This window comes from Acinetobacter sp. MD2, from assembly GCF_035615575.1.
Lineage (GTDB): Bacteria > Pseudomonadota > Gammaproteobacteria > Pseudomonadales > Moraxellaceae > Acinetobacter.
In genome coordinates this window covers 1-22,442 of sequence record NZ_VTDK01000008.1, presented here as the reverse complement: position 1 = coordinate 22,442, position 22,442 = coordinate 1, and the positions used below count along the sequence as shown (strand labels likewise).

At 37.6% G+C, this 22,442-nt stretch carries 21 protein-coding genes; 5 read left to right on the top strand and 16 right to left on the bottom strand.

What is annotated here, in order from left to right; genetic code table 11:
• Positions 1-80 precede the first annotated feature (80 nt).
• The 3 genes from FXN70_RS10725 to FXN70_RS10715 form a co-directional block, all read right to left on the bottom strand.
• Entirely contained in the window at positions 81-1,862 is a 1,782-nt protein-coding gene (locus FXN70_RS10725) for an acyl-CoA dehydrogenase C-terminal domain-containing protein (protein WP_324647458.1), read from the bottom strand.
• Positions 1,863-1,980: 118 nt separating this feature from the next.
• Positions 1,981-3,783, bottom strand: a complete 1,803-nt coding sequence (locus FXN70_RS10720) for an acyl-CoA dehydrogenase C-terminal domain-containing protein (protein ID WP_324647457.1) — start codon at positions 3,781-3,783, stop codon at positions 1,981-1,983.
• A 358-nt stretch (positions 3,784-4,141) separates the two neighbouring features.
• Positions 4,142-4,357: a hypothetical protein gene (locus FXN70_RS10715; protein WP_324647456.1), complete on the bottom strand. Its 216-nt coding sequence runs from the start codon at positions 4,355-4,357 to the stop codon at positions 4,142-4,144.
• An 82-nt stretch (positions 4,358-4,439) separates the two neighbouring features.
• On the opposite strand from FXN70_RS10715, the gene baeS reads away from it, so the two are divergent.
• Complete coding sequence (gene baeS / locus FXN70_RS10710) at positions 4,440-6,083, top strand: sensor histidine kinase efflux regulator BaeS (protein ID WP_324647455.1); 1,644 nt, start codon at positions 4,440-4,442, stop codon at positions 6,081-6,083.
• A 3-nt stretch (positions 6,084-6,086) separates the two neighbouring features.
• Positions 6,087-6,776 carry a response regulator gene (locus FXN70_RS10705; RefSeq protein WP_324647454.1) on the top strand — a complete coding sequence of 230 codons (690 nt, stop codon included), beginning with the start codon at positions 6,087-6,089 and terminating at the stop codon, positions 6,774-6,776.
• A 37-nt stretch (positions 6,777-6,813) separates the two neighbouring features.
• Here the strand turns inward: FXN70_RS10705 and FXN70_RS10700 are convergent, their stop codons facing one another.
• From FXN70_RS10700 to FXN70_RS10665, 8 genes are all read right to left on the bottom strand, one after another.
• Positions 6,814-7,176: an MmcQ/YjbR family DNA-binding protein gene (locus FXN70_RS10700; RefSeq protein ID WP_420714411.1), complete on the bottom strand. Its 363-nt coding sequence runs from the start codon at positions 7,174-7,176 to the stop codon at positions 6,814-6,816.
• Positions 7,177-7,240: 64 nt separating this feature from the next.
• A complete protein-coding gene (locus tag FXN70_RS10695) occupies positions 7,241-7,834 on the bottom strand; it encodes a L,D-transpeptidase family protein (RefSeq protein ID WP_324647452.1) in 594 nt (197 codons plus the stop codon).
• A gap of 141 nt (positions 7,835-7,975) precedes the next feature.
• Positions 7,976-9,412, bottom strand: coding sequence for a protein adenylyltransferase SelO (locus FXN70_RS10690; protein ID WP_324647499.1), 1,437 nt, complete (start codon positions 9,410-9,412; stop codon positions 7,976-7,978).
• Positions 9,413-9,536: 124 nt separating this feature from the next.
• On the bottom strand, positions 9,537-10,055 hold the full coding sequence (gene msrA, locus FXN70_RS10685; protein WP_324647451.1) for a peptide-methionine (S)-S-oxide reductase MsrA: 519 nt from the start codon (positions 10,053-10,055) through the stop codon (positions 9,537-9,539).
• A 216-nt stretch (positions 10,056-10,271) separates the two neighbouring features.
• Positions 10,272-10,787 carry a dihydrofolate reductase gene (locus tag FXN70_RS10680; RefSeq protein ID WP_324647450.1) on the bottom strand — a complete coding sequence of 172 codons (516 nt, stop codon included), beginning with the start codon at positions 10,785-10,787 and terminating at the stop codon, positions 10,272-10,274.
• Positions 10,784-11,626: a thymidylate synthase gene (thyA, locus tag FXN70_RS10675; RefSeq protein WP_324647449.1), complete on the bottom strand. Its 843-nt coding sequence runs from the start codon at positions 11,624-11,626 to the stop codon at positions 10,784-10,786. The genes FXN70_RS10680 and thyA overlap by 4 nt, the downstream gene beginning before the upstream one ends.
• A 105-nt stretch (positions 11,627-11,731) precedes the next feature.
• A complete protein-coding gene (locus tag FXN70_RS10670) occupies positions 11,732-12,103 on the bottom strand; it encodes a hypothetical protein (protein WP_324647448.1) in 372 nt (123 codons plus the stop codon).
• Positions 12,096-12,467 carry a hypothetical protein gene (locus tag FXN70_RS10665; RefSeq protein WP_324647447.1) on the bottom strand — a complete coding sequence of 124 codons (372 nt, stop codon included), beginning with the start codon at positions 12,465-12,467 and terminating at the stop codon, positions 12,096-12,098. Before FXN70_RS10665 ends, FXN70_RS10670 begins: the two co-directional genes overlap by 8 nt.
• Positions 12,468-12,897: 430 nt before the next feature.
• On the opposite strand from FXN70_RS10665, the gene FXN70_RS10660 reads away from it, so the two are divergent.
• Positions 12,898-13,305, top strand: coding sequence for a hypothetical protein (locus FXN70_RS10660; protein ID WP_324647446.1), 408 nt, complete (start codon positions 12,898-12,900; stop codon positions 13,303-13,305).
• Between the two features lie 173 nt (positions 13,306-13,478).
• Here the strand turns inward: FXN70_RS10660 and FXN70_RS10655 are convergent, their stop codons facing one another.
• Complete coding sequence (locus FXN70_RS10655) at positions 13,479-15,233, bottom strand: hypothetical protein (protein ID WP_324647445.1); 1,755 nt, start codon at positions 15,231-15,233, stop codon at positions 13,479-13,481.
• Positions 15,234-15,314: 81 nt separating this feature from the next.
• Here FXN70_RS10655 and FXN70_RS10650 point away from each other — a divergent pair, with 81 nt between their 5' ends.
• Positions 15,315-15,977 (top strand): hypothetical protein, encoded by a 663-nt coding sequence (locus tag FXN70_RS10650; RefSeq protein WP_324647444.1) that lies wholly within the window; start codon positions 15,315-15,317, stop codon positions 15,975-15,977.
• A 437-nt stretch (positions 15,978-16,414) separates the two neighbouring features.
• Positions 16,415-17,560 (top strand): hypothetical protein, encoded by a 1,146-nt coding sequence (locus FXN70_RS10645; protein ID WP_324647443.1) that lies wholly within the window; start codon positions 16,415-16,417, stop codon positions 17,558-17,560.
• 494 nt (positions 17,561-18,054) lie between these two features.
• Here FXN70_RS10645 and FXN70_RS10640 read toward each other — a convergent pair whose 3' ends face one another.
• From FXN70_RS10640 to FXN70_RS10625, 4 genes are all read right to left on the bottom strand, one after another.
• Positions 18,055-20,046 carry a TniQ family protein gene (locus FXN70_RS10640; RefSeq protein WP_324647442.1) on the bottom strand — a complete coding sequence of 664 codons (1,992 nt, stop codon included), beginning with the start codon at positions 20,044-20,046 and terminating at the stop codon, positions 18,055-18,057.
• Complete coding sequence (locus FXN70_RS10635; protein ID WP_324647441.1) at positions 20,043-20,990, bottom strand: TniB family NTP-binding protein; 948 nt, start codon at positions 20,988-20,990, stop codon at positions 20,043-20,045. The genes FXN70_RS10640 and FXN70_RS10635 overlap by 4 nt, the downstream gene beginning before the upstream one ends.
• 50 nt (positions 20,991-21,040) lie before the next feature.
• Complete coding sequence (locus FXN70_RS10630; protein WP_324647440.1) at positions 21,041-22,276, bottom strand: Mu transposase C-terminal domain-containing protein; 1,236 nt, start codon at positions 22,274-22,276, stop codon at positions 21,041-21,043.
• On the bottom strand, positions 22,273-22,442 hold a 170-nt coding region (locus tag FXN70_RS10625), incomplete at its 5' end, for a transposase domain-containing protein (protein ID WP_324646385.1). The genes FXN70_RS10630 and FXN70_RS10625, both read right to left, overlap by 4 nt.

Below are 22,442 nucleotides of genomic sequence, written 5' to 3'. Positions count from 1 at the left end.
AGTAAAGTTAAATTCTGAAGAAAGCTATAAATAAAAAAGCTGAATCATGCTGATTCAGCCTGTCTTAGAAAGAGGATAGTTTAATTTTGTGCAGTAAAATAGTCGGCACTAAATTGCATAATGGTGTCTGAACCTGTTCGAATTCGGGTAAAACGTGCCATTAAATCAGGTAAAATTTTCTCGCAATAATAATGAGCCAAATGAATTTTATTTTCATAAAACTCGTCATTTTGCGCGTGTGCGGCTTTGGCAATACGGCTAAACATATAGGCAAAACTGAGTAGACCAAGCGCATGTAAGTAATCTACTGCCACGCCATTGGCAAAGTCGGGATTGTCTTGTGCTTGTTCTAAAATAAATTGGGTGATGGCTTCGACTTCGGTGCATGCATCTAAGGTACAGTCTTTTAAATACTCAAGTTCAACGCCTAAATCTTGGACGAAGCTACGAATTTCGGCAGTATATTCAAATAAAGACACACCTTTATCTTTAATGACTTTCCGGCCAATTAAATCTTGCGATTGTACGCCGTTGGTGCCTTCGTAAATTTGCGCAATGCGTAAATCACGCACACACTGTTCCATGCCCCATTCGGCAATATAACCATGTCCACCAAAGCACATTTGTGCATCAATCACGGCATTAAAAGCGGTATCGGTTAAAAAGGCTTTGGCAACGGGGGTGAGGAGCGCGACACGGTGATTGGCTTTTTTCACCATTTCGGCATCATCTACAAATTTGGTAATGTCGAGCTGTTGTCCAACATAAACCGCAAATGCACGTGAAGCTTCATTGTTGGCACGGGCATTGAGTAACATACGGCGCACATCGCCATGCACTAAAATGCTGTCGGCAGGTTTTTCGGGCTGTTGTACACCTACCGCACTGCGACCTTGTAGGCGGTCAGTGGCATATTGCGCAGCATTTTGGTAGGCAAATTCAGATGCGCCAAGTCCTTGAATACCCATAGATAAACGCTCGTAATTCATCATTACAAACATGGCAGCAAGGCCTTCATTTTCTTTCCCCACCAAGAAGCCTTTTGCGCCATCAAAGTTAAGCACACAGGTTGCAGAGGCTTTAATGCCCATTTTATGTTCAATCGAGCCTGCGCTGACAGGATTTCGCTCGCCCAATGAACCATCGGCATTCACTAAAAATTTAGGCACAATAAACAGTGAAATACCACGAGAACCTGCGGGCGCATTTGGTGTTTTGGCAAGCACTAAATGAATGATGTTTTCCGATAAATCGTGTTCGCCACCGGTAATAAAGATTTTAGTCCCTGTAATGTTGTAACTGCCATCATCATTCGGTTCTGCCTTGGTTTTAATAATGCCTAAGTCAGTCCCTGCATGAGGTTCAGTTAAACACATGGTGCCTGTCCATTCACCCGAATAAATTTTAGGTAAATAGGTTTGTTTTTGTTGTTCAGAGGCATAGCTGTTGAGTGCCATACCTGCACCCACCGAAAGCAGGGGGTACAGCATAAATGCAGGACTGGTTGCAAAAATCATTTCATCGGCCAGAACCGTGAGCATTTTCGGCATATTTTGTCCGCCCCAACGCTCATCTGCACCTAAACCAATCCAACCGCCTTCTGCATATTGATTAAATGCTTGTTTATAACCTGCGGGGGTTGTGACCTTGCCATCGGCAAAACGTGCGCCTTCTTCATCGCCTGAACGATTGATTGGAAGCGTGACATTCTTCGCAAATTTTGCCATTTCCTCTAAAATTGCCTCAGCCGTTGCTGCATCAATATGCTGCAATTGTGGATGGCTTTGCCAAAAGGGTTCTGCGTTAAAAACTTCATTTAAAATGAAGCGCATATCTTTGAGTGGGGCATTGTAGATTGGCATGGAAGGTCACCTTTTATTATCTGTCCGTGAAGCTTTAAAGTACTGTTGTGACTTGAGTCTATTGTTGGCTATAACGCCCTTAAGCTTGCTATATTTGCAAACTTAAGGGAAGTTTGTTTTAGAATACAAAGTCTTCGGCATCAAGTTGCATTAATGGCGCTAAACCACCAGCAATAACCTCTGCATGTGAATGGGTTCTTGGTAAGATTTTTTTGAAATAAAACTCGGCAGTTTTAAGTTTCGCTTGGTAGAACGCAGTTTCGGTTGTGCCTTCAGCCAATTTTTGTGTAGCGACCTCGGCCATCCGCGCCCATAAATAAGCCAAAGTAACATAACCTGCAACGAATAAATAATCGACAGCAGCCGCACCGACTTCATCAGGATTGCTTTGTGCACGCTCGGCAATTTTGTTGGTTAAGTCGCCCCATTGTTTGAGGTATTGCCCCAACGTGTTGCTATAAAAACTTAACTCAGGATGCGCTGCATTTTCTTGGATAAATGCCATTATGACTTTACTAAAATCTTTAAGCAGCTCGCCCTTGCTTTGCAAAATCTTACGACCCAATAAGTCTAATGCTTGAATTTCTGTGGTGCCTTCATATAAGCAAGCAATGCGGGTGTCACGCACAATTTGCTCCATACCATGCTCTGAAATAAAGCCATGTCCACCAAACACTTGTACGCCTTTATTGGCCGCTTCATAGCCTGTTTCAGTTAAGAAGGCTTTGGCAATTGGCGTGAGCAATGACAACATGTTGTCGGCACTGTGTTGTTCAGCTTCGGTTGCACCGCGCTCAACGCTGTCGGCATAAAAAGATAACCAATACACCAAGGCACGCCCACCTTCAGCAAATGCTTTTTGAGTAAGTAGCATATTGCGTACCGCGGGATGCACAATAATGGCATCGGCATCTTTTTCTGGATTTTTCACGCCAGACAGTGAACGCATTGCTAAGCGCTCTTTGGCATAGCTGAGTGCACCTTGAAAAGATGATTCAGATGCAGCCAAACCTTGTACTGCTGTACCAATACGCGCCGTGTTCATAAAGGTGAACATGCAGTTTAAGCCGCGGTTTTCAGGCCCAATTAAATAGCCTTGTGCTTTATCGAAATTGAGTACGCAGGTGGCATTACCATGAATACCCATTTTGTGTTCAATTGAACCGCAGTGAACCGCATTGCGCTCGCCTAAAGAGCCATCGGCATTGACTAAAAATTTTGGTACAATAAATAGTGAAATCCCTTTGGTACCTTTAGGTGCATTTGGCAAGCGTGCTAATACAATGTGGATGATGTTTTCAGCCATATCGTGCTCACCCGCCGAGATAAAAATTTTCTCGCCCGAAATGGCATAACTACCATCGGCATTTGGCTCGGCTTTAGAGCGAATAATGCCTAAGTCTGAACCCGCATGAGATTCAGTTAAGCACATAGTACCCGTCCATTCACCAGACACTAATTTGGGTAAATAGACGTCTTTTTGTTGTTCTGAACCATGATGCTCAATAGTACGTACTGCACCGTGAGACAAGCCCGGATACATGCCCCATGCCCAGTTAGCACTGCCAACCATTTCGGAAATTACGACACCTAACGAGTTGGGTAAGGCTTGTCCGCCGTATTGTTCATCGGCTGCTAAAGAAGGAAAGCCAAGTTCAATATATTTTTGATACGCTTCTTTAAAACCAGTGGGTGTGGTTACAACACCATTGTCCCATTTACAACCTTCACGGTCGCCAATGGCATTTAAGGGTGATAATTCATTTTCACAAAAGTCAGCTGCTGCTTCTAAATATTGGTCAATTAATTCGCGATTCACAATGTCTTGAAATGCAGGCAGTGCAGCATAATGCTGTTCAGCATTGAATAATTCATGTAAGACAAACTGCATATCGCGTAAGGGTGCTTTATATTGTGGCATGTTTGCTTCCTCTTGCTCTGGTTTTTATCACCAGTTTACTATCCTAATAATGGGGTGTATGTGTATCCATTACACCGCTTTTATCTTCACATCGTGCTACAACTGCTGCTTGCGAACAAGGGTCAAGACGTTGTTTCTGTGTGACTGTAAAGTCAAAAAAAATAAGTGGTTCACATTTAAGTTTTTAATCATGTTCAATATTTTGAATAATCAAAACAAAGTTTGGGTCAATTCTATTTTTTGAAAAAGAAAAAAACTGACTCTGATTAAGGAAAAGCGACTTTTGCTTTAAGCTAAAATTACGATGCTGTGGCAGGTGCGATAGTTGTTGCAGGTGGCGGTGGTAGACGACGATCTTTCATTTGGTGGTCGGGGTGGAAGCGTAATTCACACGTACCCAAAATGCTCTAGTCTTTGATGGTTGTTCAGGGCGACTTGTCGCAGACTGACATACCCTAAGTGTTCCCATACCCAATAAGACTGCACTGACAAAGGCAATTTTACTGAGTGCATTCATCGATTTTCTTTGCTTGTGTTGGTTGGAATTTGCACGGTAACTGTAACCAATCAACATGAAGGAACAATGGAGAGTTTTTTTATTGAATCTTGATTACAATAAACATGAAAATATTGCTTGTTGAGGCTGAGGTCTTATTTTGAATCGTCATCGTTTTCCTATCGCTTTGCGCCTATTTCTGACGGTGCTGTTTACCAGTGTGGTGACGATTACCATTAGTTTGGGCGTTTTTCAGTGGACGATGAAAGAGAACTTTTCCAAATATGTTGCTGATGTTGAAATGCAAAAATTGGATCATCTTGCCGATAACTTAGCCGGCATTTATAGTTTGTATCATGATTGGGGGAATGCCATTCAAGCACAAATGTTGCAAATTGAAGGCACGCCTGATCCTAATGATTTTGATCATTTATCACATATGTGGTTACGTCGCCAATACGATATTGCCTTGCAGCAGCGTTATTTTAAAGATAACACCATGTTGAATGTTCCGACGGGTTTAGATCAGAAACGTAATGTTAAAAAAACGGGTTTAACTGAAAAAGAAATTCAAGAAGTTCAGCAAGATTTACCATCAGAATATCAACCATTTGAAGGGCTTACCTTTCCATTAAATCGTGATCAGGCGATGTGGGCACGGGATAGTAAAAATTCGAATTCTGAGCTGCTCGGTAAGCGTTTTATGCCTGTGCCAGATAAGCTCGGTTTAAGTGATCGGTTGGCACTTTATGATGTAGAAAAGCATTTGATAGTGGGGGTTCCTGCCAATGGCGAGGTCTCATTTCGGCCTATTTTAGTCAATCAAAAATTGGTTGGCTATTTGGGTCTAAAACCTGTTTTAGATGAAAAAGATGTCTTAAGCATTAATTTCTTTAGTAATCAAAAAAGATTGTTACTGTTAATTTATGCCGTTACTGTTTTGGCGAGTTTAATTTTAGCGTTGTGGTTGGCGCATTCGTTTAGAAAGCCGATTCATCGTTTGTTACTTGCTAGTTTGGAACTCACCCAAGGTAATTATCAATATCAAGTGAAAGTGAAGCGAAATGATGAGTTAGGCGACTTAGCCAAGCAAATTAATCAATTGGCGACAATTTTACATCAACATGAACAGTCACGTCGTCAATGGGTGGCTGATACTTCACATGAACTAAAAACACCGCTTGCGGTCTTGCAAGCACAAATTGAGGCGATGCAAGATGGAATTCGGAAGGCGTGTCCTGAGCATTTGGCTGCGATGATGCGTCAAATTAGTAGTTTGAAAAAATTGACACAAGATTTGGGTGACTTAGCACAAGTTGAAGCACAACAGTTGAGCTTTTATTTTACCGAAGTTGACCCGTGGCAAGTCGTTGTACAGGAAGTAGAAAATTTCCATCCTAACTTTGTGCAGGCACAATTGTCAGTTCAGGTGACAGGTACAGGGGCGATTTTGTCTTTAGATATTGATCGCTTCAAACAAATTATTGTTAATTTAATTGGCAATAGCATTCGTTATACCGAATCCGATGGCAAAGTACATATTCATACTTTACAGGATGAACAGCAATGGACACTTTATATTGATGATAGTCCTTTGGGCTTAAGCGATGAACAACTGCAACATTTAGGTGAGCGTTTTTATCGGGTGGATAACTCAAGAACCCGTAGTACAGGCGGCACAGGTTTGGGGCTTGCACTTTCGGTGAAAATTGCCAAAATTTTAGGTGGAACGCTGCATTTTGAGCATTCTCCACTTGGCGGCTTACGCTGTATTTTAACTTTTCCAAAAATGGTCGGGAAGTAAACAATGAAACATATTATTTTGGTGGAAGATGAAGTCGAACTCGCAGGCTTAGTCAAAGACTATTTAGAAGCGGCAGGCTATGAAGTCAGTATGTTTCATGATGGTCAAGAAGCCTATAACTGCTTTTTGCAGCGTAAGCCGAGTTTAATGATTTTAGATTTAATGGTGCCACGTATGGATGGTTTAACCATTTGTCGTAAAGTTCGTGAACAGTCGGATGTACCAATTATTATGGTCACAGCTCGGACGGAGGAAATTGACCGTGTGCTTGGCTTGAATATGGGCGCAGATGATTACGTCTGTAAACCTTTTAGTCCCAAAGAGTTGGTAGCACGTGTGCAAGCAGTGTTACGCCGTTTAGAACGTAAGGCTGATCCTGAGCAAGAAACGGGGGCATTTCGCATTGATAAATCTCAGCAACGCATTTGGTATAAACAAAAAGCCTTAAATTTGACCCCAACAGAATTTCGTTTATTAGAATTATTTTTGGAACATTTGGGACAGGTTTATTCACGGACGCAATTGTTAGACCATATTAATCCTGACAGTTTTGATGTTGCCGACCGTGTGATTGACAGTCACATTAAAAATTTGCGCCGTAAAATTATCGAAACGGTGGAAGGCTCTGCACATCATGAATGGATTCAAGCGGTGTATGGCGTGGGTTATCGTTTTGAATATCCTGAAGAATAAAAGCTAAAAGTGGTTCTGAACAATCACATTTTATTCACTATTGCTCATGCAGTTTCTGTGTATTGCAGCTAATGCTCGTAATTAGCTGCAAACGCATTTTTTGTGCTTTATTCAGCTTATCAACCACTAACTGATAGGACGCTGTGACCAAATCTTCAATGAGTGCCGCATCGATTTTTGGGCCTTCAAAAATTGAGATCCAGTGTTTTTTATTCATATGATAACCAGCTTTAATAGAAGGGTAGAGTTCTTTAAGCTCATCCCTTTGATTTGGGTTTATTTTCAAATTGATAAATTTCTGTTGCTGCACTTCGCCGGTTAGCAAAAACATTTTATCGAACACTTTAACCACATCACATTGTGGGCCAAAGGGTTGTGATAGATGGGTTTCAGGTAGCATTAGTGCCACTTTTATCGCCAAAGCTTGAATGTCTACGGCATGCATATGTGTTCTCTAGTTAGGATTAGGGATAAATTTCAATCACAGTGCCATCGCGAACCAATTGCCAAATTTCATCAATATCCCGATTTGAAACGGCAATACAGCCCCATGTCCAATCTGCGTGGGGCAAATAGCTATAAAGTGCAGACCAACGTGCTAATTGTTGCTTTGTGGCAGAACCATGAATCATGATATTTCCACCGGGCGAACGCTTAAGCGCCTGTGCAGCGAAGGTGTCGGCTGTGTTCGGATAAGAAATATGTAGTGATTTATAAAATGCACTTTTAGGGTTGCGCCAATCAATTTCATAATGTCCTTCAGGCGTTTTGCCATCACCTTCTTCAACTTTGTGTCCAATCGGATTAAAACCCAGCCGCATAGGATAACGCGTAATCATTTCTTGATGGTGAAATAATTGCAGCTCTCTTTTGGACTTATAGACTTTAATGGTTGAAATAGGCGTTGTGGCATTAATGTGTTGGATTTGTTGTGCTGAAAGCGGCGTATGCAGCGCACTTCGCGCGGTTGGTAAGAATTTTCCATATTTAACATAGCAAGCCATGAGGACGACAAATAAAACCAGTGTTATGAACAAAATAGTTGTACGTGTTTTCATCACAGTATCTCAATTAAGATTGATTTAATTTTAATCGTTTTGAGGCTTTCTTGTATATTTGTGCCTGCTAAAAATCTATCCTGTGGATAAAAACAAGTTTATCCACAGAAAATGGGGGTAAAAGTACTTTACTTTTATCCATTAAGAAGAACAACTCACCGCAATTTCAGCTTGATCACTGGCCAGTGGTGCTAAGTCTTCAGCACGTTCGAGTGGATGCTGGCTAAACGGTGTGGCAAGCAGTTGAAATAAACGATCGACTTCAGAAAAATCATCATTCTCGGCAGCTTCAATAGCACGTTGTGCCATGTGATTACGCAATACATAACGTGGGTTGTGCTGTTGCATTGTGGTTTGTAGTTGCTCTAAATCTTGATTTTCACGCAGTGCGTGGTACTGTGCTAAAAATTGGTCGAACTGATGTAGATTCAAACAATCATCACGTAGTTTTTGATAGTCTTGCTGTTGCAAGCGTAAAAAACTTTGCGTGTAATCAAGTTGTTCGCTTTGTAAAATTCTTAGAAATTGCATCGCACAATCAAAGCTTTCTGATGTGTCAGGCAAGCCCATTTTGTTATTTAAACCTTGCTGATAATGTGCCAAGAAGGTTGGCTCATATTGTTCAAGTGCGCTGGCTAAATCTTGCTTGAATTGTTCTTTTTCTTCAGCTTTAGCTAAAGGCATTAAATTGTTGAGCCACATCCATAAATTCCAATGTCCAATGCTTGGTTGGTTTTGGTAGCTATAACGCCCCTGAGCATCGGAGTGGTTATTAATCCAATTAGGACGAAAACGCTCCATAAAACCAAAGGGGCCAAAGTCGAGGGTTGAACCTGTAATATTTAAATTATCGGTATTCATCACCCCATGTGCAAAACCGACCAGTTGCCAGTTGGCAATCATGATTGCTGTTCGGGTAATCACCTGTTGGGCAAAGGCCAAAATCGGTTGTTCTTCGGTTAAGCATTCAGGGAAATGCCACTCAATACATTTTTGAGTGAAATCTGCCAATTGTTCGGGCGCATATTGGTTGATCCACTCGAAATGCCCTAAGCGGATATGGCTGTCTGCGGTGCGCAGCAACATTGCACCAAATTCAGCACGTTCACGCTGTACTTTTTGGCTGGAACTGGTAAATCCAATGGCATTACTTGAGGCAATCCCCAACGCATTTAAGGCGTGACCTGCTAAATATTCACGAATGACTGAACGCAGCACCGCGCGGCCATCGCCCATCCGTGAATAGGGGGTTTTGCCTGCACCTTTTAGGTGTAAGTCGATGATTTGTCCGTGTTGGTTTTGGACTTGGGCAATCAGTAAACCACGCCCATCGCCCAATTGACCTGCCCATTGCCCAAATTGATGCCCTGCATAAACCATCGCTAACGGTTCAAAGTCGTTAAGGGTTTGTTGTCCACTGCACAGTGCCACCCAATTGTCTTTTTCTGCCTCACTCCATTGCAGAGTATTTGCCAAAGCGGCATTAAAATGTCCCGCCTTTGCGCCGTGTAATGAGCTAGGCTGCTGCTGATGATATAACTTGGAATTTAACTTGGGATAACGCGAATTTAAGATCATACCAATCGACAAATACGGAGGATATTTCACTATAACAAAATTTGCTTTAAATCCTAAACCTAGAATGTGAGCATAATAAAAATCAGCCATCGAAATGACTGATTGAAATGAGTGTTGTAGATGATTATTTCATGAGCTCTTGGAACTTACTGCGCAACTTGAGTAATTTTGGCGGAATGGCAAAATTACAAAAGCCTTGCGTTGGATTCTTGGCATAATAATTTTGATGATATTCCTCGGCGGCGAAGAAGGTTGGGCGTGGACTTAATTCAGTCACAATATTTAAGCCATCTGCTTTAAGTTCATCAACAAATGCTTGTGCTTGTTGCTGTTGGGTTACATCGTCATAATAAATGACCGAACGATATTGTGTCCCAATGTCATTGCCTTGGCGGTTGAGTGTGGTTGGGTCATGTGTTGCAAAAAACACACCAAGTAAATCTGAATATGAAATTTGTGTTTCATCAAAGTCGATTAAAACCACTTCTGCATGTTCAGTTTTGCCTGTACAAACAGCTTCGTAAGTTGGATTTTGGGTGAGTCCACCTGCATAACCACTTGTGACCTTATTTACGCCGCGCAATTCTAAAAAAACCGATTCGACACACCAAAAACAGCCGCCGCCAAATAGAGCTTGTTGCATAAGAGAGATCCTTATCGGTGAATGATTATGAAGTAATAACCATGTAAGTTGGTGACGATGGCAATATAATTCAACTATAAAGCGAGGTTTTATCTGATTTTGTCAATTTTTGTGGTGTTTCAGCACTCTTTTTTTGGATTTTTTATATCAGCAGGTTATGTCGTAAAAAAGGGCATTTGAAAAAATGCCCTTGCAGTAAATGTACTCAATGAGACGTTAAACACGCTCATAACGTGCAAATTCAAATTGAATTTGCGTGTTTTCATCTTGCTGCATTTCACTGGTGGTCTTTTTAAACTGAGCCGGAATTTCAGGATAAAAAGCATCACCTTGTACGTCTAAGTCGACATGGGTGATTTCTAAACGGTCTGTAATATCAAGCGTTTGCTTAAAAATTTCACCACCACCAATAATAAAAATGCTCTGTGGTTTTTCACTGGCTTTGACATCTGCAACAGCTTGGTTTAGTGCATCTTCAATGTTGTGTGCGACTTTTGCTGTAGTAAACTGCCATGATAAGTCACGGGTAATGACCCAATTGACCCGTTTAGGTAAGGTTCGACCCATTGATTCTAAGGTTTTTCGACCCATGACCACCACACCGCCTTGGGTAATCGCTTTAAAGTGTTTTAAATCGGCAGGGATGTGCCACGGCAAAGCATTACCTTGACCAATACAATGTTTGCGATCGATTGCGACCACATGAACCACTTCTAAACCTTGAAAACTCATACTGCCACCGCTGCTTTAATGGTTGGATGAGACTGATAGTCGACAATTTCGATATCTTCAAATTTAAAGTCGAACAGGTCGTGAATGTCTGAATTGAGTTTAAGCTGACACAGTGGAAGCGGTTCACGGGTTAATTGTAATTGCGCTTGTTCGAAGTGGTTGGCATATAAATGCGTGTCGCCACCTGTCCAAACAAAGTCGCCTACGCCAAGTCCACACACTTGTGCAATCATGTGAGTAAGTAGGGCATAACTGGCAATATTAAACGGCACGCCTAAAAACACATCGGCGCTGCGTTGGTACAATTGGCATGACAATTTGCCATCTTGCACAAAAAATTGGAATAAAGTATGGCAAGGTGGTAAGGCTACTTGTCCTGCTTCATTAGGGTTCCAACCCGACACGATTAAACGGCGAGAATTTGGATTGGTTTTAATTTCATTGATCAGCCATGCAATTTGGTCAAAGCCATCTTGGTTATAGCTGCCATCTGCATTTTGACTCGCGCCAAAATTACGCCATTGATGACCATAAATAGGTCCAAGTTCACCTTCAGGGCGGCCAAAACGCGCAGTTTGGTCGGCGGTTGCCCATTCATCCCAAATTCGGACTTGGTGGTCTTTTAAATATTGAACGTGGGTATCACCTTTTAAGAACCATAACAGTTCAATCACAATTGAACGGAAATGAACTTTTTTGGTGGTGAGTAAAGGGAAACCTTTAGACAGGTCAAAGCGCATTTGATGACCGAATACTGAACGTGTACCTGTTCCTGTGCGGTCGCCTTTGTCGCCGCCGTTGTCGAGGATATGTTGTAGAAGGTCTAAATAAGTGCGCATAAAACTCTCTAAATGTAGAACAAAAATAACCGCATCTTACAGGCAAAAGCAAGGATCGATGGGGCAGCTATCATAACAGATTTACGCTATGTGTCCGTAGTTGAATTAATGCCGTTTGCTACGATACTGCAACGTCAGTACTAAAATGAAACCTAAAAAAGCAAAGCCAATATACTGGCCAAAGTAAATGAAGCGATTATTTCCTGAATAAAAATAAGTCACTAGCATAAGGCCAATAAAGGGCAGCAACAGTAGAACATCGCCAAGCCACGCAGGTTGATGATCTAAAAACCGTTGCCGTGCTTCTTTAAAAAAATGTAAGCAGATGCCTAATGCTAAACTACTCAAAATTGCAATTTGAGGGGCTTGCGCTTGTTTGGATAAGATGACAATGCACACGCAGGCAGCGATGCTTGCAATAAATTTGTATTGGCGCTGAAACTGTAAGGTGTAAAAAAAATTAAGCCAATTAAACATGCGCAGATTTCTTAAACAGTGTTTGAGGTGAAAATAGGCAAATACTGACCACCATAATGGCAATTCCTTGAATGCCCCATTCAAGCAAATGATTCATGGTCTTTAAAAATAATAAGGCACATAACAGCGCGAGCGGAATCCATGTAAAGACCCGAAACAGTAAATTACGTGAGTCGCCATTGGTGAGGTTGAGTTTACAAAAACGGCAGATTAAAAAAATAAGACCTGTGCCTGCAAAAAGTCCTGCTAAGGTAATGGGCAGTGGTGCTTTTAGGTATAGCCCAAGACTCAGTATTATTGCTGTAATGAAGATGCAGAGTTTCCGTGCAACCGTAATGTTGGGGTCAAACCAAAATTCAAGCATGGTTCGGTGGTCTAAGTGAAAAAGAGGTGTTTAGTATAACGACCATCTATATAGATATGTTTATATTTTGGTAGGTGCTAATCTAAAAACAGGATTCGTATGAATGAACGTATTTATAGTGAAGAACAACTGTTAATGGGGGGCTTGAGAAATTTTCCACCTTTTGAGCTTTTCACTGACGAAAGATCATAATTTGATTTTCATTCAAATGTACCTCTAAGTAAAAAAAGGCTGCGAATCGCAGCCTTTTTATTTGGTTGTCGATGACAACATATGTGTCGCGTGACCGTCACACGACTCATCCTTTGTCATTATCGAATACATAAATTCAAACACTTATAAATTCTTGCGACATATAATGACAATAAACAGTGACGCAACCTATGTCATTTTTGGGATAACACGACACAACCTATGTCAATTTTTGAAAATGTGTTTTCAAGAAGGAGTAAAATATGATCCCATTACAAGAATTCCACTTTTATTTAACTACCGCAAAAATCAGCCATTCGCTATTATGACTGAAATTAAGAAAGCCGATAGTGGTCAATTTAGTGCATGGACTGGGATGCCACAAGAATTACCAACAGATATTATTGTAGATATAAGTCAATCACCTCTATCATCAGAAATGCATGATACAGCTCTTAATGCTTTTGAGGCTTTATTCGCTAATATTGTAAAATATGCCGAAAAATATAATTATAACTTTACCAAAATTAATAATCCTTGTAACTGCGAGCTTTTATCAGTTGAAAAACAGAAAAATTTATTAAGTCAATTTAATATTGATGCAGAAGTAACAGTTAATAATCCTCCATCACTTACAGCGCCATAATTTTATATAAGAGAGTTGAATGCAAGTAAAGACAGGGAGATGGGCTATACCTATATAGTTCATACGAGAAAGCCAGAGAGGATGTCTGGCTTTTTTATTGTCTATATTTCAGATGTGTAGTAGGGAAGAATATGACCATAAAAAATCATCGTCGGCTATTTCATAGATTAATACTATGATTCCCCAAATAACAACTTACCGATCCACCAAATAGACTGGCCAAAATTTGAAATAAGTTGTTCACCTTGTCTAAGATAAGACCTATTTTCATCAATTCCAGCTAGCTTCAAAGCATCTCCAATCTTAGAACTCGTCTGATGTGCATCACCATTTCGCATATCATAGACTCCAGCAATCACTCCAAAAATCTCACGAGCTTTATCGTTTCCAACTTTATCAGCTAAGATACTTTCAAGAAGTTTATTTGAACCAAGCTTCTCTTTATCTTTATGCGTTGAAAGCTTACGGAGTTGCTCCTTATTCAAACGCTCAGAGAAAAAACGGATAACTTCCTTTGCTAATCTTAATAATGATGTCTGATCCTTACTCGAAAAACGAGAGATATCCTTAAAAAAGTTTGTATCACTTATATCTTGTGAAAATAACTTAATTCCATATTCATTATGGAACCCAGCTTCTAACAACTTGGTACATTCAAATAGCATAGTTTCAGCAGCGTGTGTAGAAGCAGGTTGTGCCCTAACCTGTGACATTAGTAATTCAGAAGAAACTTTCCCATCTGGAACTATGTTATGGGCAGCCCAAACATGTTGCTCCCATGCTTCTAAACGAGCTATATCATAAGCATATACAGTGATGAAATCTGATGAGTTCACTCCAAAGTGTATTTTATATCCAGAAGTCGAATGAATAGCCCCAGTTTCTGCCGTATACCATTCAAGAAAAAATCCTCTGTAACTGAGCAATTCACTAATAACACTAGAACGAAACCATAGCCAACGACCAATATCTTCATTATTTAATGAAGTGGCATTCATTCTTGCCCCATCAGTTTCTACAACAAAGTTTGGTAATGTATCGTTTTGATCTCTACGAACACGTATACTTTTTTCTTGATGATTAATCCATTCATCCTTCCAAAACTCTCCTTCTACTCGTACACCTTGATATCCACCTTTATGACCTTCGGAAGTTTCATAATCTGTATTATCATCACTTTCAGGCCCCATTACTGGTGCATCATCACTTTCATCGACATCTGTTCTCCAAACTCTAAAAGATGCCCATCCACCTCCAAAGACATCATTTATATTTCGAATAAGTAGCTCAAATCTTCCATCGTTTCGCTGTTCTTTAAGATTTGTTAAATCTGCATAAACACTACTTGTCAATGATTCAACGTTTTCTACTCTTTGACGATAATATGAGAGCCGAAGTGTTAAATTTCTTGCAGCTAAATAATCAATTAAGAACTCTCTTTTAATTTCTATTAGTACATGATTACCTTTTTCATCAAAAACTTCACGAGCTACTTCAACAAAATTTTCCTCAGGTCTTATCCAACTTTGCCCTTCCTTAATTAAGCCAAGAGCAACTATCAAATCTGGATTAAGTATCCACTTCCTCCCGCCAATAACAGGTTGTGGGTATTCGAAAATTAAATGGACACCTATAGGTTCTCTATCATTGCGTTCGTACTGATCAATTGGAGAGTAATGACCATCATCATATGCATATGGTTTACCAATTGAGCTAATACCTATATCACCCCAACTTAAGTTATTTGCTCTATCTACATGCTCCGGTGGAAATGCAACTGATCCACATCCAAAAAACTCACTTTCAAACCCTATATTTTTAATAGAGCCTTTTTCATTGGTCTGTGATGCTCTAAGAGGAATCCAAGTTGAATTATTAAAATTTCTGCGAGTTTCTTGAAGTTGAAGAATCCAATTCTTTTTATCCATTTTACGTACGTTATTTAATTTAACTATTATCAGTATACCTAAATTATATTAAACTTGGCTAATTGAAAATATGGAGAAAAAATGAGTAGCCCAGAACATAAACCAAATGAAAAACAGGCTTTTTCTATTGCTTGCAATGCTCTAAAACATAGATATGGAAATGCGCAATTAATCCCTGAACAAAAAGATAAACCCGATTTCGGTTTTATCTGGAAAAATAAAAGAATAGGTGTAGAAGTTGTAGCACTAGATGATAGTGAATTATTAAGAGCGATAAGTTCTCATGAGGCACAAAAACTAACGAAAGCAAGAAAAAAAGAGCTACATGCTATTAAAAATCTTCAACCCTATACAAGATACAATCAGACAATTAAGCCTGATACTAGTTTCGTTAAGCCAGCTCTTGATAGTAAGTTGAAGCTCTACGAAACTTATAAATCAAACTTTGATGAAGTTTTTCTTTTATTGCATTGTGAATCATTCGAAAATATAAAATTCCTAAATCTATTAAAAGTTATTGCTAATAATTATTTACTGGATAATGATTGTTTATTCTCTAAAGTCTATCTAGTTGATCTTAAAAACAATAAATTTATTGGAAAGGTTTTTGATTTTAAGAATAAGAAAAGATTAAAAATACCAAAAAATTTACTTTCTTATGAAAGTGAAACACGAGTGTCCCATTTTTTTCCTGTAGCAAAGGAAGTTTTTTTTTATGAAACATATGAAAGTGAATTGAAATAAGTTTTCAATAGTTTTTTTACTTAAGTATAGAGTAATGTTTCTATTTTAAATTTAAAAAATGGGGGAGACATGAGAGGATTACTAGAATCAATATTTTTTCCGTTTTTAGTAAGTCAAAAATTATGGTGGATCATCATTACAGGTCTGGGACTATCTTTATTAATTAAGTTTACAATGGATTACCAATTAGCAAGATTTCATGCTCAGACAGCACATACATTTTTGTCAGGACTAGAACCTTATCGATTGATAAAGAGATCTAACTATCTAATCATTGGTATTCTGATTTGGACCCTAATTGCATCAATTCGAGAGTACAAGAAGACTTACGGTAGGTGTTACTGATACGAGTAGATAGTGGTAAAGATATGGCTATATAGTCAACATTACTTTAACTTAAGGAAAGTAAATGAGCTTAATAAGTATAGAGATGTTAGATGACGTTGACTCAACAGTTTGTAAACCAGATCTTATTTAATATAGATAAAAATCAGTTAACTATCTTAAAAAAAGCAAGTAAAAAGCTCATATCTCTAGGAGATAACAATTTTAATGATTTGAACCAAAATCAAAAAAACATACTATTAAAGTCATTTGATAAGCTATTGAATAGTAATTATAAATTATTGAATAATGATTTGGATGTTCTCTTTAATAAAGGTACAAGTTTTAACGATTTTTTTAAGATAACTCGTTTGCCTAGAGATGACAGTTTTTCGTTATTTTGGGATCACATCCAGTTAGTTGATGCACTTAACAATGATTTAAATAAAAAGAATTTTAATAATCTTCAAATATTTTTGGCTAAATTTGGATCTTTAAAAATTCAAGATCAAACTTTGGATGTTTTTTGGAACGAAGCTATTAGTCTGAAAAATTCAGATATTCTTGCACAATGTGTGTTTGGTTTAAGTCTTTATTCGCTTCTTTCTCATTTAGATATATTAATTCATCGCTCTATTTTTAAAGAGATTGAACCGATATGTTTAGGATGGTTTTTCCAAAAAAAATTGAATCCAAAAACTTTTCAGTGGCAAGAGGGTAAGATTACTAAGATTAGTAAGCATAAGGCTATATGGACTAATCCTAGTCGTAGCTTGCTGACTCTAATGGCTACTTTTGCTGCTTTAAATCTAGATGATGAAAAGCCCTCTACTTGCCATGGTTTAAACTTTTCAAACTATTTATTGAATTACACGGAAAGAAAAGAAAATTTTATAAAAAAAGCTAACGAAGGCTTTTCTATTACTTACACAGACTTTCTTTGGTTGCTTTCAGACACTGTTGAACGTGATGAAAGTGAAGTCAATAATTGCAAAAGGACTAGCCAAGAAACAATCAATATTTTGCTGAATAGAGAAACTGAGTATAAGCCCAATAACACTTTATTCTTATTGTGGATTGTCTACAGATTTTTTCAAAATGATTATGAATCTAGACCTGAAAACACGGCTTATATGCATGGGATTTACTATGAGTTTTGGGAGTTTTTTTCTGATTTTTATAAAAATACAGGTTCTAATACACTAACTAGTCAATGGCCAATAGATTTACAAAAGCTCGCTCAGCCACCGAGTAGTTGAGCGAGTTGCCATTAAAGGTTACTTACCTTTAGGTGGATTATTGCCACGACCACCGCCAGAAGGATTACCTGTTGTGCTTGGACCATTTACTAGTTTACCCATTGTTTTTCCTTTGATTTGATTAACTTGGTGAGATAAATATAACTAGAACTGGAAGTTAACTATTCCCTAAAAAGCATCTTTTTTTGATTAAAAAACAATCATAAAATATGCTTTTTGATTAATTGGGATTTAACTTATTGATTTATGATTGAAATCAAGGGTGTCTAAATGGGATCGGATCTATGTATATTTATTTCTAGCTCCTACTTTCTATAAAAAGATGTACCTTCCGTTAGGTACAAGATATTTTATCTAGATTGCTAATTTGATGGGTTAAGTACAATATTTTGTACTTAACTAAGTGCGTTAAATAATATTTAAATGAAATTTAAAAAAAGTAGTTGGATCATTAATCTGTTATTGAATATTCAATTCAAGATCCTAAAAAACACCTATGTTGAGTGGAATTTAGAACCATAACCATCCTCGATTAGTTTGATCACCTCAGACTTTTTATAAAGCTTGATTTGATGTTTTGTACCAAGTGAGATGGGTTGGATAAACCCTTGTGTGCTTAAATTTGATATATGGGATTTGTGCATACCCATTAAATGACTAGCCTCTGTACCGGTTAAAAATTCACTTTTAATTTTTAGGGCATTTTCAACTTCTGAAGCCAAAATTAATTTCCAATATACTAAGTCTTCTACGGAAATTATTTCTGTTTTTACCCAATATGCATTGAACCAATTGGGTGAGCACTTTAATAGTTGAAGAGTATCTTTGTAGTGGAGATATTTAGGAGATGATATTTTTTCCAATAATTTATTTAGAGAATTTAGCTCAATAAGGATATTTCCAGAAGACGATAATTTCTTTATCAAAATGCTTTTAGCTGCTAACTGAGCAACTTGTAAAAGAGATTTACCCAAGAGCTTGGCGGCTTCATTTAATGTTATGTAGTTACTATCTACAGCCTGTGTGGAACATTGAAGTTTTTTTCTACCAGTGGATGTAGCGTATTGTTTGATATCATTAAGTTTTTCTTGGCTTAGCGTTTTAATAGAATTCCTCAAAAAAATGTTCGTTCTAGTTTTATCAATGTTAGGGCCATGAACAGGTTGAATGCCTAAACTAGCAAGCTTTTCGGTTAAATTTGTTGAATTTACTTTTAATTCCTTAGCTAAAGCCCCCAATAGAATTTTTGAATCATGAAAGTCATGCAATGGCTTTGGTAAAATACTATGGGTTACACCCTTTGAGTTTTTAGATACGGGGAGTAACTGATCCCTTATAAGAAATCTAATAGTTTCTGTGTTGACGTTTAGATAGCTTGCCGCTTGTTGTAGTGTATAGAATCCTGAGCCATTCTTGTTATTTAAGTGATCTGTTTTGATTTGAGAAAGTGCAAAATCTAATTGTCTAGGTTGCATTAGACAATTTGTAATATCAGAAGTAGAAAAGTATATTTGCTCCGTTTTTCTAATAGGGGGTAGCCAGCCGAGTACAATAAGAGATTCAAATTCATCTTTGTTCTTATCAAGGATTTTAAGGCAGTCCTTCCAAGCTAGTGGATTTAAATCAACGTGATTATTAGGAAAAATCCAGCTACTACAAGCATCTTGAATTAAAGACTTATACGAAGTGATGAATTTATCTCTAGTTAGAAAGGGGAGTAAAACAATTCTCGGGTGTAAGTTGGGGATCTTACTTAATAAAATGGAACTTAGTGAATTTTGAAATTTAGCGCTATGATTAAAAAAATCATATGCTAGTGTAGCCATGCCTTCGATACTCATCCCAAGTTTATTGATTGAATTAATTTTTTCTAGTTTTCTCCAGAAATTTTTAAAATGTTCTACGAGCTGTGTATCTGCTTGGTCAAAAATTTGATCTAACCAGTTTTGAACTCTCATGGAACTACAAGCTATATTAGGTGCAATTCTTATATCAGTTTGACACTTAACACAAAATGACAATCTAGCTCTTACAATATTGAGTTTTTTAAAGCATTTTGGGCAATGACTTAATAATTTTATGTTATGGATGGAACAGGCATAATTCAGTTTAAACAACCAATCTTTTCTCCAATATTCTTTGTCCTTTAAGCATAAAGGGCAGTAATGTTGTAGATCATTATGAAAAAAACTATCAGGTAAAATTACATTATTCCATCGAATATTTGAGCGTTGAGTATTGGATTCTCTACTTAAGGCTAAACAGACATTAGATGGATCTAAATTTATTTTAGATAAAAATATTTTAAATTTTTCTTGATGTCTAATTGTTGAAACAAACTCTTCAACACTATTGATTCCTGCTCGACTCTTATAAATAGCTGCTGGATGTTGATATGAGTTAAGTTGTATTAGCCTTGTTATGAAACTTCCTGCCGATTCTTGATTGTATGGAAGAGGGGTTAGTGGATAGAACAATTTTTTCATTGTTGAATCCTTAACTTAATTGATAACGTATTAATATTCATATTAAAGGGGTTGTGAGGAGTCAGTGTTACATAATTAGTTATTCCTGTTTCCCAGACTTCCGCGAAATCTTGAGTTGTCACAATAGTCCTATTGTTGTTTAGAGTAATAAAAATGGTCTGTTTGATCAGTAAGTTAATAAAGGCAATATTGCCATTTGTTGCGGCAAATATTTGTAGACTTAATAATTGATCATTAAGTGGAAGAGCAAATGTAATAGGAGTATTTTCAAGGATATTTCTTTGATATTGTTCTAAAAATTTTTGAATAGTTCCATTTTTATTTGGAGAGTATTGGAGATTTCTAAATTTAAAACTAAGAGGGAATCTACGTGCGAGCTGAGTATCATCTTTAATAATACTTTCAAACTCTGGCAAGCCTACTAAACAGAACGTGATTCCTGTCCTATTTACTAAATTTTTAATCCAAGATGCAACATTCTGATTTAATCTTTTTGAAGTCTTAGTTAAGTCGACTAAATGATGAAACTCATCAAAAATCACTAGTTTGGTCTGACAATTCTCTATAGATTGACATAATCTGTTTGTTAATTGTAGGGTGTCCCCAATTGTTGGGGTTGGATCATTAAATTGAGCCAACATATGTGCTGCTAATGATTTAACTGTTACGGGTGAGGGAACTTCAATATAAAATGCTGGAATTTTTTGTCGTACGGCACCATCAGTTTCCTCGTAACTGCTTTTGTATTGGGACATTATTGCCTTACATATTGTAGTTTTTCCCATGCCACCTTCAGCTAGGATAAAGCACCCGAGAGGAGTGCCAAATGCCTGAGTTTTTTGTATATTGAGATTTACCTCATTGAGTATTCTTTTTATATCTGGTGGTATCACAATGATATTTTTTACTTTTTCGAGAATATCGAATATTTCCAAATTGTTCATTCAGGGCTCTTTCGCTAACTAAGGTGATTACGAATTAATATGAAAATTGACTAAATGCTCATGGATTCATATGTGCTTTCCTCGTCATCATCTGACTTAGGGGTAGCATTAGTGATAGGTTCGTTATGATTGAAGGTTGAGAGGGTAATATATTCATCTACAATCTCACTCTCTTGATGAGCAGTTGATGAACCATTGACTTGATTGTGTGTAACTACCGAATTAGAAAAATGATTTATAAGACTCTTAATTTTTGAAGGTGTGTCTAATTTAAGTTTTTTTAACTTTTTATTGGCAGCATAACTTTCTTGAATTCTGACTAAAAGATTCCATCGAGCTAGAATGTCTGCTTTTTCGCCTAAAGCTTGTAGATCTTTTCTTGAAATATTTTTTTTCTCTTCTTGAGTAGATATATGCTCATAAAGTGAAAGATTTTCTGTGTATGAGGGATTAGTAGAGTCTGCAATGATGAAGCTATTTTTATCATCAGGATCTCTAACATAAATTTTAGCTAAGTTAGTTCTGTCAATTAAAATAGTAACCTTCTTTTTATTGAGATTATCTCTTACTAAAAGATGAGAATAATATGTCAGGTAATTAAATTGGATTCGGCCATTATGTACAGTCCTTTCCATAGGTATTCTAAGTAATATATTAACTTCATCTTCAGACATGGAAAGTACAGGAGTATGTTTTACAGACTCCTTCCAAAAAACTGCTGGTATTCGATTATCAATTCCACTATGTGGAGACTGATGATAAATGCTTTCTATCCATTCATGTAAAAGGGCTTTCAAATCAGAAAGTGTTAAATTGGCATTGTTTTTAGAATTGTATTCACCTCGTGAGGTTGGATTTGAAAAAGTGGTTCCTTTGAGTTTTTGAGAAAAGCTAAATGTGAGCGTTCTAAAAAATCTTTCAATGTGAGGTTTATTGTTGGGATTATATTTTTGGGATGGAAGAATAGTTATTTTCCTATTTTCACAAATATGGCTTAAGGTATTATTTTTAAATTCAACTCCATTATCAGGAATGATATAGGAGGGAATTCCGCCCGAGAGATTCTTCTTAGGTCGTGTGAACATATCTTTTAATAAATTAATAGTATTATCAATATTAGGTGGCAGTACACTTAGATCCCATCCAACAATACACCTTGAAAATACATCAATTGCACAAGTTAGTATGGGTCTGCCAATTTGCTCCAAAGTGTTATCGTCGAGAACAATAACATCTAAAATATGTGAATCTATTGTAAGCCTCCGCTGAACCCCACTTGAACTCAAGCAGGTTTCCATTTATGAGGCAACAATTCCTCAATATCTTTCATTTTATGGGTCGGCAATCTTTTGAGCACATCACTCAAATAGGCATACGGATCTAGACCATTCAATTTTGCCGACTGAATTAAGGTCATGATATTGGCTGCTCGTTGCCCACTTCTCAATGAAC